This window comes from Flavobacterium gilvum, from assembly GCF_001761465.1.
Lineage (GTDB): Bacteria > Bacteroidota > Bacteroidia > Flavobacteriales > Flavobacteriaceae > Flavobacterium > Flavobacterium gilvum.
The window spans coordinates 4,050,038-4,065,298 of record NZ_CP017479.1 but is presented as its reverse complement, the minus strand read 5'-3'; the positions used below and the strand labels follow the sequence as shown (position 1 = coordinate 4,065,298).

General features: G+C 34.0%; 18 protein-coding genes. 7 read left to right on the top strand and 11 right to left on the bottom strand.

What is annotated here, in order from left to right; all coding sequences use genetic code 11:
• Window positions 1-244: 244 nt before the first annotated feature.
• Genes gloA2 through EM308_RS16435 form a run of 3 tightly spaced genes read right to left on the bottom strand, consistent with a single transcriptional unit; the run spans window position 245 to window position 1,401 of the window.
• Window positions 245-634 (bottom strand): SMU1112c/YaeR family gloxylase I-like metalloprotein, encoded by a 390-nt coding sequence (gloA2, locus tag EM308_RS16445; RefSeq protein WP_035633893.1) that lies wholly within the window; start codon window positions 632-634, stop codon window positions 245-247.
• Window positions 631-891 (bottom strand): hypothetical protein, encoded by a 261-nt coding sequence (locus tag EM308_RS16440; protein ID WP_035633890.1) that lies wholly within the window; start codon window positions 889-891, stop codon window positions 631-633. The genes gloA2 and EM308_RS16440 overlap by 4 nt, the downstream gene beginning before the upstream one ends.
• 57 nt (window positions 892-948) lie before the next feature.
• Window positions 949-1,401, bottom strand: a complete 453-nt coding sequence (locus EM308_RS16435) for a YciI family protein (protein WP_035633887.1) — start codon at window positions 1,399-1,401, stop codon at window positions 949-951.
• A gap of 595 nt (window positions 1,402-1,996) precedes the next feature.
• Here EM308_RS16435 and EM308_RS18200 point away from each other — a divergent pair.
• The 7 genes from EM308_RS18200 to EM308_RS16405 all read left to right on the top strand — a co-directional run bounded on the left by EM308_RS18200 (window position 1,997) and on the right by EM308_RS16405 (window position 6,611).
• Entirely contained in the window at window positions 1,997-2,170 is a 174-nt protein-coding gene (locus tag EM308_RS18200) for a hypothetical protein (RefSeq protein ID WP_197056103.1), read from the top strand.
• 6 nt (window positions 2,171-2,176) lie between these two features.
• Window positions 2,177-3,538, top strand: coding sequence for a 2TM domain-containing protein (locus tag EM308_RS16430; RefSeq protein WP_081907220.1), 1,362 nt, complete (start codon window positions 2,177-2,179; stop codon window positions 3,536-3,538).
• Window positions 3,539-3,540: 2 nt separating this feature from the next.
• A complete protein-coding gene (locus EM308_RS16425) occupies window positions 3,541-3,840 on the top strand; it encodes a 2TM domain-containing protein (protein WP_035633884.1) in 300 nt (99 codons plus the stop codon).
• A gap of 20 nt (window positions 3,841-3,860) precedes the next feature.
• The gene (locus EM308_RS16420) at window positions 3,861-4,259 is read left to right on the top strand and encodes a 2TM domain-containing protein (protein ID WP_035633882.1); all 399 of its coding nucleotides are present in this window, start codon (window positions 3,861-3,863) and stop codon (window positions 4,257-4,259) included.
• A 95-nt stretch (window positions 4,260-4,354) separates the two neighbouring features.
• The gene (locus EM308_RS16415) at window positions 4,355-5,125 is read left to right on the top strand and encodes a LytR/AlgR family response regulator transcription factor (protein ID WP_035633880.1); all 771 of its coding nucleotides are present in this window, start codon (window positions 4,355-4,357) and stop codon (window positions 5,123-5,125) included.
• Window positions 5,126-5,514: 389 nt separating this feature from the next.
• The gene (locus EM308_RS16410; protein ID WP_035634067.1) at window positions 5,515-5,991 is read left to right on the top strand and encodes a TlpA family protein disulfide reductase; all 477 of its coding nucleotides are present in this window, start codon (window positions 5,515-5,517) and stop codon (window positions 5,989-5,991) included.
• A gap of 14 nt (window positions 5,992-6,005) precedes the next feature.
• On the top strand, window positions 6,006-6,611 hold the full coding sequence (locus EM308_RS16405) for a thioredoxin family protein (RefSeq protein ID WP_035634063.1): 606 nt from the start codon (window positions 6,006-6,008) through the stop codon (window positions 6,609-6,611).
• Window positions 6,612-6,666: 55 nt separating this feature from the next.
• Here the strand turns inward: EM308_RS16405 and EM308_RS16400 are convergent, their stop codons facing one another.
• From EM308_RS16400 to EM308_RS16360, 8 genes are all read right to left on the bottom strand, one after another.
• Window positions 6,667-7,437 (bottom strand): CDP-alcohol phosphatidyltransferase family protein, encoded by a 771-nt coding sequence (locus EM308_RS16400; RefSeq protein WP_035634062.1) that lies wholly within the window; start codon window positions 7,435-7,437, stop codon window positions 6,667-6,669.
• 342 nt (window positions 7,438-7,779) lie between these two features.
• Window positions 7,780-8,805: a COX15/CtaA family protein gene (locus EM308_RS16395; RefSeq protein ID WP_035634058.1), complete on the bottom strand. Its 1,026-nt coding sequence runs from the start codon at window positions 8,803-8,805 to the stop codon at window positions 7,780-7,782.
• Between the two features lie 280 nt (window positions 8,806-9,085).
• Window positions 9,086-9,358 carry a hypothetical protein gene (locus EM308_RS16385; protein ID WP_035634055.1) on the bottom strand — a complete coding sequence of 91 codons (273 nt, stop codon included), beginning with the start codon at window positions 9,356-9,358 and terminating at the stop codon, window positions 9,086-9,088.
• A gap of 57 nt (window positions 9,359-9,415) precedes the next feature.
• On the bottom strand, window positions 9,416-10,831 hold the full coding sequence (locus EM308_RS16380) for a CCA tRNA nucleotidyltransferase (protein ID WP_035634052.1): 1,416 nt from the start codon (window positions 10,829-10,831) through the stop codon (window positions 9,416-9,418).
• A 51-nt stretch (window positions 10,832-10,882) separates the two neighbouring features.
• Window positions 10,883-11,449, bottom strand: a complete 567-nt coding sequence (locus EM308_RS16375; RefSeq protein WP_035634050.1) for an L-threonylcarbamoyladenylate synthase — start codon at window positions 11,447-11,449, stop codon at window positions 10,883-10,885.
• A 6-nt stretch (window positions 11,450-11,455) separates the two neighbouring features.
• Window positions 11,456-12,433: a glycosyltransferase family 2 protein gene (locus EM308_RS16370; RefSeq protein ID WP_035634046.1), complete on the bottom strand. Its 978-nt coding sequence runs from the start codon at window positions 12,431-12,433 to the stop codon at window positions 11,456-11,458.
• A 141-nt stretch (window positions 12,434-12,574) separates the two neighbouring features.
• Window positions 12,575-14,161: a capsule assembly Wzi family protein gene (locus tag EM308_RS16365; RefSeq protein ID WP_197056106.1), complete on the bottom strand. Its 1,587-nt coding sequence runs from the start codon at window positions 14,159-14,161 to the stop codon at window positions 12,575-12,577.
• Between the two features lie 120 nt (window positions 14,162-14,281).
• Window positions 14,282-15,223, bottom strand: coding sequence for a hypothetical protein (locus tag EM308_RS16360; protein WP_051877640.1), 942 nt, complete (start codon window positions 15,221-15,223; stop codon window positions 14,282-14,284).
• Window positions 15,224-15,261 lie beyond the last annotated feature (38 nt).

Genomic DNA, 15,261 nt, shown 5'->3' with positions numbered 1-15,261 from the left:
GTTGCCACTCAATATCTATGCCCAATATTGTCATTTCGACGGAGGAGAAATCTCAGTTGCTAAATCGACAAAGAGACTCATTTTTTTTACTTAGATTATCGAGCTACTTGCTGAGATTTCTCCTTCGTCGAAATGACAAACTTGTGGAGAGAGGAGATGTTAAAAGACGCTTTTGGTGATAATAACAAAGAAAAAAATCTTTTGAAATTAATAGAGAATAAATTGCAAATCACCTGTTGCGGATTTATCTCTCGTAAAACTCTATCGGTGTGTCATCCGGGTCAGACATGAAGAAAAATTTCTTTTCTGTAAATTCATCAACTCTTATATCCTCGGCGGTGCAGCCTTGTTCTAAAATGTGTTCGCGAGTTTGGTAGATATCATCAGTTTCAAAAGCCAGATGGCGCAATCCTGCGGCTTCGGGTCTTGAAACTCTTTTTGGCGGGTTTGGAAACGAAAACAATTCAATAATATAATTTCCGTTGAGTGCCAAATCCAATTTGTAGGATTCGCGTTCTTCACGATAAACTTCTTGGAGTATGGTCAGCCCCAAAATATCAGTGTAAAAATGTTTTGATTTGGAATAATCCGAGGCAATTATGGCAATGTGATGTACTTTGTTTAGTTTAATCATTGTAAATAGGTCATTTTAGGTAAATTGGCGTTTGGGTCTTGTTCCAATGCTTTGGTGTGTAATCTGTCGATTAATTTTTTGGTGTTGTCAATAGAATTTATTCTAAAAAGAAACAGCACTTCATTTTCATCATCGGCATTTTGCCAAATATGCTCCAAAAACATTTCTTCGGAAGCATGAAAAGCCCTGTCGTTTTCTAAAACCGCTTTGATGGTTTCAAACGGAACATTTCTGAGAGTTGCTAAAAGATGTGGCATTTTATTGGGTTTTAGTTTTTTTTGAAATCAAGGTATTATTTTAAAAAAAACCTAGAACTATTTTTTTGTTATTTTTTCGTGAATCTTTAGTGTTTCCTGCAATGCTGCAGTTCCGTACCAGGGAGTCAATTCGACTTCAAAAATATTGGCTTTTACTGCTGGATCAGTAGCAACTAGCGCTTTTGCTTCTTCGATGGTGGCAACATTAAAGATGTAAATTCCCCGATAGTTTCTGTCGTTTTTCATGAATGGTCCAGCCAGTACCAGTTTACCTTCTTTCGCTAATCGGGTTATGTTGTCCATGTGTCCCTTGAACAGATTGTTTTTTTCTTCGGCAGTTGCGGTGGTATTGCTTCCGGTTTTCAAAATACAAAACACATATTGCTTCATGCCGCGTTCGTCTGCATTTAGGGATTTGGCTAGTTTTTCGTCATAAGCTGAATTTGTTTCTTGCGAAAAAACCAAATTGAGATTGGTTATGAGCAATAGGGTAAGGAAGGCTTTTTTCATAGGTAGTTGATTTTATGAATCAAATTTACGAATTCTAGTGGATTTGTGAACCTGAGTTTGATTGTTGCTGTTTTTCTTTTTGGAATGATTATAAAAAAAAGTAATCCGAGCAAAAGTATAATGTCATTAAGTTATTTTTTTGTTTTCTCGCAAAGGCGCAAAGGCGCAAAATTTTGCACAGAATTCTTTGCGTCTTTGCGTCTTTGCGAGAGTTATATTTGGAAAAAGCTTATCGAGAAATCTTTAACTTAATGACATTGAGCGATAGCGAACCGGCGAAGCTAATCTCCCTGCTCCAAAAATTAATAATTGAACTCAGATTGCAAAGAAAAAAACTTAGAATCTTAGTCTCTCAGAAACTTAGCAACTTAAAAAATAACAATTCATCCATTAAAAATGACAATTCGGTATCAATAAATTTTAATGCCGGCATAACCAACATAAATTTGTTCAAGAATTAATTCTACAATCAAGAGTTTCAATCACAATCAATCACAATTAAAAATTAATCGTCATGCTAAAAATCATCACCGCAATTGCTTTTTTTATGATTAGCCTAATTTTTGGCTAAAATGTAAATCGTATCGTTTTTGTTTTGGATTTAAAAAATAGGAAAGAATGGAGCGGAGTTGATACAAAACCGCTTCGTGCACAGGTAGATAAAGCAATAGAACTTTTTGCTACTTTTAAGCCAGAATCCGCTTTTTCTCCAAAATGGGATTTGATAGAGCGTTGGAAGCTCAGAAAAATTGTAAATATTTTAGAATAAAATACGATGGAAAATAAACAAATATATGTTTTCTCAGAAATAAAAAAAGGAGCTTTAATGTGTTTAAAGATGGCTTTGATTTTTACTTTGATATTTTCTGTGATATTTGGAAACGAATTCAGTTTTGAAAATCTTTGGAAATCATTTTTTATAAGTTCGTTGTATTGTTTCGGGCTTGGTTTTGGAAACGGAGTAATCAATCTTCTGTTGGATAAAAAATGGGATTGGTTGGAACAAACCAATATGAGAGTCTACTTTGGTGTAATTGCTGCTGTTTTGTACACCGTTCCGGCTGTTTTAGGGGTGAATTATCTCATTTTTATTGTCTATCAAAAAAATGACCCATCCGTGTTTTTTAGTTCAAAAATGATACTGATACATCTGTTTTATGTCATTTTATCATTAGGAGTTTCTGTTTTTATGCACGCAAGAAGTTTTATGCTGAATTGGAAACAAGCTTCGAAATCTGAAGTTACCCAACAACGAATCATTGCCGGTACTGCCAATGCAAAATTTGAAACACTAAAAAACCAAATCGACCCACATTTTTTGTTTAACAGTCTGAATGTTTTGAGTTCGCTGATAGAGGAAAATCCAGAAAATGCCCAGCGATTTACAACCTCCTTGTCAAAAATTTACAGATATGTTTTGGAACAAAAAGACAAAGAATTGGTTTCGATTTCCGAGGAATTGTCTTTTGCCAAAACGTATATGAATTTGCTCAAAATGCGCTTCGAAAACAGCTTGTTCTACGAATTGCCTGAAACGAATATAAATCCAGAAGCCAAAGTAGTGCCACTTTCGTTGCAGTTGTTATTGGAAAATACAGTGAAGCATAATGTGGTCAGCGAACAAAAACCGTTGCATATTCGAATATTCATTGATGGAGATTATTTGGCGATTCAAAATGATTTTCAAAAGAAGGAAGTAATGCAGAGCCGTGAGGGAGTGGGATTGCAAAACATAGTGGACCGCTATGGAATTATTACCAACCGAAAGGTTTTGATTGAACAAAATGAACAAACATTTACAGTGAGAATACCAATTTTAACCAAACAAATTAGTGCTATGGAAACAAATTCAGACTATAACGATGAAAACAGAGCTTATTTCAGGGCCAAAAAAAGAGTGGAAGAATTAAAAGGATTTTACGGAAACCTCATTTCGTACTGCTGCGTAATACCGTTTTTGGTTTTCATTAATTTAAAATTTTCACCAGGATTTCAGTGGTTTTGGTTTTCGGCTTTGGGCTGGGGATTTGGAGTTGTAATGCATGCTTTAAAAGTTTTTGGTTATAGCTCAGATTGGGAAGAGCGAAAAATACGTGAAATTTTGGAAAAAGAAAACAACAGACAAATCTGGAAATAATCATGGAAATGAATTTTAACGAACAGGACAGATATTTTTTGGCAAAAAAGAAAGTCGAAAATATCAAGGGATTTTATGGAAATTTAATTGCTTTTGTAATTGTAAATGCAGTTTTGCTTTTCATAAACCTATACACATCACCACAGTATTTATGGTTTTACTGGCCTTTGTTTTGGTGGGGAATTGGAGTGGTTTTTCACGGACTAAAAGTTTTTGAAGTTTTTCCCGCTTTTGGGAAAGACTGGGAAGAAAGAAAAATCAAAGAGTTTATGGAAAAAGAAAAACAGAATCAAAATAAGTAGAAATAATTAAATAAACGAATATGGGACGATTTAGAAGGCAATTCCGCGACGAATTGGCACGAGAGCATGAAAAACACTATGGAAAAGATTTTGTAAAGGAATTTAGCTCAGAGGAACGATTTATTGCCGCGTACAAGAAAGTAAAAAAGATAAAAGGATTTTACACGCATTTGAAGATTTACATCATTGTGAATGTAATCATCATTGCAACGAGTTTAAATCGAGAGATTTTCAGCGAAGGAATTCAATCAAGCGGTCTCCTGGAGTGGCACACGTATTCGACCGCATTATTTTGGGGAATAGGTTTAGTCGCCCACGGATTATCTGTTTTTGGCTCTGATATCATTTTTAGTGAAGATTGGGAACAAAAGAAAATCAAAGAATTTATGGAAAAAGATAAAAGTCAAAAATGGGAGTGAGAAGGAGTTTTCAGTTAGCAGTTTTCAGATGGCAGAAAACGGTAATCTGAGAAATTTAAAATCTACAATCTACAATCAAAATCTGCAATTTAAAAATGACTACAATAATAATCGAAGACGAAAAACCGGCAGCAAGATTGTTGCAACGAAAACTCGAAAAAATAAATATTCAGGTACAAGTAATGCTTCACTCTGTTGAAGAAGCCTTGAATTGGTTTTCCGAAAATGAACACCCTGATTTGATTTTTCTGGACATACAATTATCGGATGGATTGTCATTTGAAATCTTCGAAAAAACGAATATAAAAAGCGCTGTTATTTTTACAACTGCTTATGATGAATATGCGCTTCGGGCATTCAAATTAAACAGCATCGATTACCTTTTGAAACCCATCGATGAGGATGATTTGGAAGTGGCTGTTTCAAAATTTAAAGAACGTTTTCAATTTTTAAAAACAACGCTAAAAGAACCCGTGCAATTGGATTTTGAACAGATCCGAAAAATGCTTTCGAATCCATTTGAAAAAACATTCAAAAAAAGATTTACTGTAAAAATAGGGCAGCACCTCAAAGTAATTTCTGCCGATGAAATTGAATGTTTTTTCAGTGAAAATAAGGGAACTTATCTTCACACTTTTGATAACAGAAATTATTTATTGGACTCAACTTTGGAGGTTTTGGAGCAGGAATTAGACACAGCTGAGTTTTACAGAATAAGCCGAAAATTTATTATTTCGCTTAAAGCAATAAAAGAAATAGTGGTGCACAGCAATTCCAGACTCAAGATAATTTTGCCTACTTATAGAGAAGATGAGGTGATTGTAAGCCGCGAAAAAGTGTCAGATTTCAAAAATTGGATCGGTTAATGCTTGTTTAATGTTTTGCTTTACTTGTGTGATTTTAAGTATCTGAATTTGTGTTTTTTAATATACTTATATAGATTTTGTTTATAACGTGTTTTTGTAAGTAAATTACCTTTAAAAATGTTTCTTGTGAAATTGTTGAATACGGGTTGATAATAAACTGACTATTTAGTCATTTTTTTGTTGAATCAATAAAAAAAGCATCATGAAGTTGATGTTTTTTTTGAACCAGGAATTTTCTTTTTATTTCAAAATAGAAATTGATTTTCCTTTCTGAAGTTTTTTTTTGGTTTAAATTTTATATTCAGTCTAATAAATTTTTGTTAATCACTTTCATAAAATTATTTAAAGATCGTACATTCGTTTAGTCGGTCATAAATAATTTTTTCAGGATGAAACATTTATTCTATTTGGTTTTTTTACTTCTATTTTCAAATACAATTAGAGCTCAAAAAGTAGCTGTTTATGATAATTATGTAACTTTGGAAAAAGAGGTTTTGAACGATAAAAGTGCTACTTATGTTGTCAACTTTTGGGCGACTTGGTGTGCGCCTTGCGTGAAAGAATTACCCCATTTTGAAAAATTAAATTCGGAGAATAAAAAGGTAAAAGTGGTGCTCGTAAGTTTGGATTTTAAGAATCAATATGAGACGAAATTGCTTCCATTTGTGAAGAACAAAAAGATCAAATCTCAAGTCGTTTTGCTGACGGATAAAGATTACAATTCGTGGCTTCCGATAGTGGATAAAGATTGGTCGGGATCGATTCCGGCAACACTGATTATCAAAAATGGAAAGAAAGTTTTTGCCGAAAAAATCTTTTCAAGCGATGAGGAACTCAACGAATTTGTAAACAAGAATAGTAACTAAACCCCCTTAATATTATGAAAATTTTGTCAGGACTTTTATTGTTTGTTTCCGTTTTTTTCATGACGGGATTTGCTCCAGATACGCCAACCCCTTATAAAATTGGTGATAAAGCCACCGATTTTAAATTAAAATCGGTTGACGGGAAAATGTATAGTTTGTCTGATTTTAAAAACGCAAAAGGCTTTATAATCGTTTTTACCTGTAATCACTGTCCGTTTGCCAAAAAATACGAAGACAGAATTAATGATTTGGCAAAAAAGTATAAACCGCAAGGCTATGTTTTATTAGCGATTAATCCAAGTGATCCAAGTTTAGAGCCAGATGACAGTTTTGAATCGATGAAATTAAGAGCCAAGGAAAAAGGATTTGTATTCCCATATTTGGTTGACGAAGGGCAAAAAATCTACCCTCAATATGGTGCGACAAAAACTCCTCATGCCTTTCTGTTGGATAAAAATCTTGTCGTAAAATATATTGGTGCTATTGATGATAATGTGGATAGTGCCAGTGAAGTGAAAGAAAAATACCTTGAAAATGCCATTGCAGCCCTTGAAAGCGGAAAAACACCTTCGCCCGAAACTACAAAAGCTATTGGCTGTTCGATTAAAGCAAAGAAGTGATTTACAGCATAAATTGATTTGAGAAGAGTAAAGACAGATTTGTTTTTACTCTTTTTTATTTGATGTAAACTTTCCTGATTCCTATCAAAACTAAAATCAATACTGAATAGAAAACAAAAAATGGAGCTATGATTTCTATCCCGCCCAAAGGTAAAAGCAAGGCAATTAAAAGCAACTGAAAGCCTAATCCGTAAAGGGAAACCAATGTCATGAACCAATTAGGAAATGTTTTTACTTTGTAGGCATCGCTGTCCAAAGTGTGGATTATTTTGTCAAAAATGCCATAAACAACTGTGTAGACCGCAAACAAAATATCTACCCATTTTTGGCTTTCGCCCGGAAGGGCCCGAGGCGATTTGTTTTCGAAAATTTGGCTCGTGGCGTCTCCTCCCGCCGATTTATTTCTCAAAATAACATAGTAATAATTGTATAAAGTTCCCTGAAGTTGTATCCCGATAAAGGCTAGTAGAGTTATCCAAAAAGTGGTTTGGGAAACGTAGCAGATTGCCATAAAAATCAAGAAATTAAGGATAAGGTCGAATATGCTGTCGAGGTATCTTCCTGTATAAGAAGGTGTTTTTTTAACGCGTGCTAATTCTCCGTCAACTGCGTCGATAATTGATTTTAAAATGATAAAAAAGGAAGCAAAAAAGTAATGGTTTTGTAAAATGCAATAAATCGCAATCAAACCCGAAATGCCAAATAGAAAGGTTATATGAATGGGGGTGAAGCGGGTATTTTTTAGTTGATTTGCAAATAGTCGTGCCAATGGCCTGCCGTAATCGGATAAATCTAGGAATTGGTGTTGGGGAGCGAGTTTTGGCATTTTTTATGATAAAACAAAAGGGTGAGACAATATTGAGGAACTACAAAAATAACGTTTTTTTTTCGTTATGTCTTTGAGAGGAACGAGGCAATCTCGCGTAGTTTGTCCTTTTTAATGATTGATTTTATGTACTAAGCTTCCTGAGATTGCTTCGTTCTTTGCTGGAACATAAAGAACAGGAGATGTTTCCAAAAATGGACTATTGCTTATTCTTTAGCCCTGATAGAAGCGAAAATCCTTGTGAACCGTTTCGTCCCAAAGGCGAGACGGTTCACAAGGATTGCAACGGATAGCAGGAATCCATGCCTGCTGATAAAGCCTATTCTTTCGCTCCTGAAAAAATTATTTGCTCAATCGATGAAGCGTGTAAGTCATTGCGGTCAGCAGGAAGAAGGCATTTACCTGATGAGCCAAGCCCAACCAAAGCGGAACATAGTATAACAGGGTATAAACACCTAGGATAAACTGCAGAAATACAAGTGCAACCAAAGCGTTTACTCCGCTTTTTTGCTGATTGTCGAGCTTGCTTTTTTTGCTTTTGAAGAACAAAAATAAAATGAATCCGACTACAACATAGGCTAATGTTCTGTGAACGAATTGCACACCGCTTTTTCCTTCAACAAGGTTTAGGAAAAGTGTTTTTTGTTCCAAAAAGACTGTTTCGTGAACGAATTGCCCGTCGCTCATCATTGGCCAATGGTTGTGGATAAGTCCTGCATTTAGTCCGGCAACAAAACCTCCGTAGATGATTTGCAAGAGCAGGAAGAATAAAGTGAATTGCGCTATTTTTCGTAACGGGATATTAGCCGGTTTTCTGTCGGGATAGATTAGGTCTAAGGCTACCCAAAGCGTGTAGGCAAAGGTGATGAAGGCAAATGTAAGGTGCAATGAAAGACGGAAATGACTCACATCTGGGTTGTCTACCAATCCGCTTCTTACCATAAACCAACCAAAGAATCCTTGCAAAGCGCCCATTCCTAGTAGGACAAAACATTTGTTTAGAGTAGCTTTGTCGATTTTTTTCTTGAATAAAAAATAAATAAACGGAACGACGAAAACCAAACCTATTATTCTTCCGATGAAACGGTGAAACCACTCCCAGAAATAGATGAATTTGTAATCGGAAAGTGTAAAATCGTTATGAATGTTGATTTTTTGATACTCGGGAAATTGTTTGTATTGTTCGAAAGCTTCCTGCCATTTGGCTTCGGTAAGAGGCGGGAGGGTGTCGGTTACCAAATGCCAATCGGTCATGGATAAACCAGAATTGGTTAATCGGGTGATGCCACCTACAACTACCATTACGAACACTAAAAAGCAACCCGATAGGAGCCAGATAATTACGGATTTGTTTTTTTTTATTTTCATTGAATTGGAAAATTTTGAGGATTTTGTCGAGTGTCCCAGATGTCTAGGATAAAAATATGTGTATCGGTGACGGACTAAATAATTTCGAAGTGACTTGCTATTTTGAGTCTTATATTTTGATTGTTAGATTTTATTGAACTTTCGGGGAAAACTGTAAGTTGCATCAATGATTCTTGAAATAAAATATTAAGTTTTTTGCTGTAAGTTTTGGATTTATTTCTTTTGTTCCAATATGAAAAAATGGAAGTTCTTGATACTCTGGCAAAACTTGTCCAAACAATTATTCTTGTTCTTCGAACCATTTTTCTATTTCAATTTGGGCTTCTTCATCAGAAATATAATCGCCATTTTCAACTTGTTTTAAGGCAATATTTATTCTTCGTTGTTCTTCTTTTGAAAAAACTCTGATTTTTTCATAAGTCATAGTTGGTTCACTAACTAAGAAGTTTGGGTTATTGGAGATTATGGCTTCTTTAATTTTGTTCAAAAGAATGACATCATCAATTGCCACAATTTGTGTTATTAATTCTAATTTTAAGTCGGAAATACTCATGGTTTCTTGCTTTTTGTAAAATTAACCAAAATGGAGAAAACTAATAAAGAACATTTGTTAAACTTTTTTCAATCCCATTTTTTCTCCTTTTTTCAATACAAAATCATAAGCTCGTTGATATTCGTTTGGGATTTCTCCTTCCAAAATAGCTTCTTTCACTGCATCTTTTAGCATTCCGATTTCTCGTGAAGGCTTTAAGTTGAAAATTTCCATAATTTCCTCGCCAGAAATGGGTGGTTGGAAATTACGGACATGGTCACGTTCTTCGACTTCGACGATTTTTTTTCGAACAATTTCAAAATTTTTATGGTATTTTTTGAATTTGTTCGGGTTTTTGGTTGTGATATCCGCTTCGCAGAGTGTCATTAAATTTTCAACATCTTCTCCAGCATCAAAAACCAAACGTCTAACGGCTGAATCGGTGACGATATCCTGTGCCAAAACGATTGGTCGAGAACTCATAATGACCATTTTTTGTACAAATTTCATTTTGTGATTCAGCGGCATATGCAGGCGTTCGAATATCTTTTTTGCCATTTTTCCACCAAGGAATTCATGTCCGTGAAAAGTCCAGCCTTGTTTTTTGTTGAAGCGTTTTGTCGGTGCTTTTCCAATATCGTGCAATAAAGCAGCCCAACGCAGCCATACATCATCAGTGTTGGGACAAATGTTGTCGACTACTTCGAGTGTGTGATAAAAGTTGTTTTTGTGGGTGTGTCCTTCTATTTCTTCTACCTGATTTAAGGCGGTTAGTTCCGGAAGTATAATATCCAAAAGTCCAGTTTTGTATAACAATAAAAAACCCACCGAAGGTTTGTCTGTCGAAAGAATTTTGTTTAGTTCTTCGACAATTCGTTCTCCGGAAATGATTTTGATTCGTTCTGCATTTTTGGCAATTGAGTCCAATGAATTTTGGTCTATGGCAAAACCCAATTGCGTAGCAAAACGAATCCCTCTTAGCATTCGCAAAGGATCGTCCGAAAAGGTTATGTCGGGATCGAGAGGAGTTTTTATGATTTTGCTCTCCAAGTCAGATATACCTCCGAAAGGATCTGAAAGGTCTCCGAAAGTTTTTGGATTTAATGATAAAGCCAATGCATTGATGGTGAAATCACGTCTGTTTTGATCGTCTTCGAGCGTTCCGTTTTCTACAATTGGATTTCGGCTGTCGAGATTGTAGGATTCTTTTCGGGCACCAACAAACTCTATTTCGGTATCTTCAAAACGCAACATTGCGGTTCCATAAGTCTTAAAAACTTGTACTTTTGGTTTTTTTGGAAGTAAATCCGATACTTTTAATGCTAATTCGATTCCGCTCCCAACGGCCACGACATCAATATCTTTTTTGGAATCTCTGTTTAAAAGTAAATCACGGACAAATCCCCCAATCACGTAACTTTCGATATTAAGTTCTTGGGATGCCTGCGAAATGACTTCGAATATTTTATTGTTTAAGGCTTCTTTGTATGTCATTATTTTTGTCTAAAGTTTAAAGTTTAAAGTGGCTAAACTGAAAACTAAAAACTATTTCCGAATGATTTTCACTTGCGAATCGCTTGTCAATTTTATAATAGTGGAAGGTTTTCCAGCGATTTTATCGTGGTGCAAATTTACAACATAGTCAACGCCTTTTATAATTTCGGGACTGATTTCTTTGAAACTTTTTGGTGTTGGCTGCCCAGAAATGTTTGCCGAAGTTGAGACTAACGGTTTTTTCATTCGCTCCATCAGTTTGAAACAAAAGGGTTCTTTGACAATGCGGATACCCAATGTGTTATCGGGAGCGATAATATTTGGAGCCACATTTCGCGGTTGATCCAGTATCAAAGTAGTTGGGTTTTCAGAGAGATCCATGATTTGCCAGGCAACTTCGGGAATTTCTTTGAAAACATTATAAATCATTTTTTCGCCGTTCATTAGGCAAATCATACTTTGGGTTTCGGCTCTTTGTTTGAGTTTGTATATTTTGGCAATGGCTTCTGGATTGGTTGCATCGCAACCAATTCCCCATACAGTGTCAGTTGGGTAAAGTATGATTCCGCCTTCTTTTATTACTTCAAATGCGTTGTGAACTTCTTGATTAATGTCCATTTTGTTTTAATTTAATTGTCTTTTTCCTCGTATTTTGTCGGTCAAATTTCTGAAAAAATAGAAAATTGGGTTGTTTTTTTTTAGCGAGTTTTCACATTTTTTGAATAAGTTTAAATAAATCTCTGCAATTTCATTGAAATTTACAGGGAATTCTTCTTTAGCTTCCTTAGATGCTGATTTAAATTTTAGATAATTCCGATAGTAGACTTTGGCTAATTGATTGTATTCCTTAAATGATTTAGGCTCATCAAGACCTAATATATAGTTGCTTTTTAATTGGTACTTTTTTGATTTATCAGCCTTAAGATTGTTACTAAAACCACTTTGTTGATTGTTATGAATTCTATAGGAAATCAATTTATCGGTTAAATAGCCTAAATTATTTCGGTTGGCAATTGCAATTGCAATCCATTCGTCATGATAAAATTTTTTAATATTAGGAATAGGCAAAATTAAATTTCTAATTTCCTTTTTGAAACAAAGTGTAGCACCAGTAACCATATTTGCTTTAAATATAATATGGTTGTATAAGTTAATTGGTTTTGTTAGTTGATTTTCCATGAAAAAAGTAAAGTCCCAAAGGCTATTTTGAGAGAATTTTTCACTTTTTTCATTGATTAAATCACCGTTGGTAAAAACCGCTTCGGTTGATTGATTCGCTATAAAATATTGAATGATTTTTTCAACTTTATTTTCTTTCCAAATATCGTCTTGATCGCTCAAAAAAATGTAATCACCTGTACAAATAGAGATGGCTTTTTCAAAATTTTTGGTACTTCCTAAATTATCCTGATTTTTAAACAATAAAATTTTGCCAGGGAATTCATCCTGAAATTCTCCTATGATTGCAATCGTTTTGTCATTAGATCCATCATCACAAATGACAATTTCATCGAGAGCCATTGTTTGGTTTAAAATACTGTGAAGTTGTTCTTTGATATATTTTTCACCATTATAAGTGCACATGGCAACAGATAGTTTCATAGTATTTTGGTTATAATGAAAGAATCAAAAAAAGAGCAATTTTGAAGAGAACAAAATTAATTATTTAAAGACTATTGTGAACTGTTTGTTTAAATAATAAATAAATTAAAAAACAGCATTTTTAAAATGCTGTTTTCTGTTTTATAGTTGATATTGCAATGACAATTGAAACTGCATATTGAATTTATTATCTTCTTTCTGATACTGGAAGTTTCTCATTTGGACGAAGTTAAGTTTTGCTTGAATTCCCAAATCTCCATATTTTTTATAAGCATAAGTATTTAATTGTAAATCGACCCACTTATGGTCGTAAAAGGTATATGCATCATAATAAAAATCCATATTATGGGCATAACGTTCTGCTTGTATTCCCCAAACCAAATCATTTTTCCATACACTAACATCCAGAGTTTGTAAATTACTTCCCGGACCGATTCCTGCTCCAAGTACTTCTCCTTTATTGGTATAGCCTTGTAAAACAATCCCATGTTGATACCATGCACCAGCTGGTCTTACAATTCGATCAGCACTTTGTTCCATATGAGTGCTTTCAAAATTAAATTTTAAATATTTATTTTTTTCTTTATTCAGCATAAATATTTTTGTGAATCCAGCAAGATAGGCTCTAGAATGTTCTGGGGAATCAAATAAATCCCAAATAGTTGCAGAATGGTCGTTCCAACCACTTTCGGCATAGAATTCAAATTTAGATTCTTTCATCACCCATCTAAGGAAAAGTGATGCCAATTGATCTCTGTTTTTAGCATCTTCTTCAGGCAAGTTTTTTTTCTGAAAAGGATCAAATATTGGCATATAATCGGTGAAACTGTGTCCCATATCATCACGATAAACCTGTATCGTACGGTTCAATCCTAGAAACAAGCCAGGAATCCATTTTGGGTGGTAGTTTATGGAAAGACCATTAATATAACGCCAATCATCTTTTTTAGCAACTTCATAATCTACTCCATCAATAATAAATTGTGATTTTGGGCTTGTTCTCCCTGATCCTACGAGTTTTCCGGATATTATTTGTCCCTCAAAACTTCCAATGCATGTTTCAACCGGTTGTCTCGTATTCAGGGTAAAATGCAAAAATCCTGTAGCATTGTTACTCATGACTAACGAATTTCGGGTTCCGGGACCCCACCATAAGTTTTCGGTAGATACACCAACTGAAAATTTATTGATATTTAACTTAATATTACTTTGTCCCCAGTTCAAATTATGATAAGATTTGTCACCATAAGGTAGTGGTAAATCAGTAGTGTTTAAGTAAGAAATGTTTGCAAATCGGGCCGCATTGGACTCTGTTAAAGGGAAAATATCAAAATTTGGATTAGCCGCATATACATTTTCGGGTTTCAGTTGCATACTTAAAATTCCATATTCGGCAAACAATCCTGCGCTTAACAATGATTGATAACCTTTTGCAGGAATCATCGAACCGTCATTCCAACCATTAGGATAAAAGGAGTTGTACTGTTGGGTTAAGGTTATTGGGAGAATTTTTATGTTTACTTTTTTATCAGATTTTGTTTGTGTTGAGTCAACAAGGTCCAAAGCTAGAGGTCTTAAAGTATAGGAAACAAGTGGATTTGCATTTCCTAATAATTGTTCGTTTCTGCTCCTTTGTTCTATCATGTCGACTGAGCCTACAGTGACGTTTTGTGCTTTTAAAGATAAGACCGTCAGGATGATAAATACTAATGTAAAATTTATTTTCATGAATTTATTTTTTGGAGACATGATGTTTTTGTGAAAACATCAAATAGGTTTACTATAAAAAATGCAAATATACTTTTATAGGAGGTTTTATGTACAATATTTTGTTATATTTTGTAAGAATCAATAAAAAACTTGTTTGATCCATTGGTCTAACGTATATTTATTAGAAACGACTTCCGGTATTTTTTCATAATCAGTATTGAAGAAAGTCAATGGGATATCGGGCTTTTGTTCGTCTATAACCAAGATGTTATTAGGGTTGTAGAAATCATAATTAATAATGTCGGTATTTGTGGTAATTAGTTTTTTTTCTAATCCAATGCTTTCAAATACCCTAAAAGTTAATCCCTTTTGATGTTTCCTGTTAATATCCAATAAAACTTCGGAGTTGTTCAGATAATCGTTAACCTCTACTAGAGGAATTTGTTTCGATGTGAATTCGACATTTGATATTTGAGTTTTATTTTTTTTGTCAAACACTATAATTTTATAATTGATATTTTTTTCTTTTAAACTTGAGGCTATTTTTTCTGTTATCGTAAAACGCCTGTCTTTGGAACTAATATTAAAAACCTGATACTGTTTTTGTTTATTGGTCGATGGGGTGGTGTAAATCCAATTGGTTATAAATTTCAAATTATATTTTAAGCAGTCTTCTTTTTCAAAAGAATATACTTCGTCAAAACAGGTGATAACATTTTTTGTTCGAGGGCATCTAGAAATACTGTCGTTAAAAAAGGCAATTGATTTTTTGGTGTATTTCTTAAACTCCAAAATAGATTTAGGGTCAATAAATTCTCCTTTAATGGTTAAAATAACGTCTTGGGTTTCGTTGTTTTCTCTTAGTATTTTTAGTATTTCGTTTCCGTAATAAATGTTTTTTATGTTTTTGCGAGATATTATTTTTAAAATTAGATTATAAAGTTTAGATCGAAAATTAGGGTATTTGTATTTAAAATCAAAAAAATTAATATGACGGACAGTATGCCCATTTTTTTCTAAAGCAATTTTTAAATGATTGTTGAGTCCCCAATTGTCATAGCTTATTATTGTAATTTTCATTTTTAAGCGATATTGATTGTAAACATGAGAAGAAATAC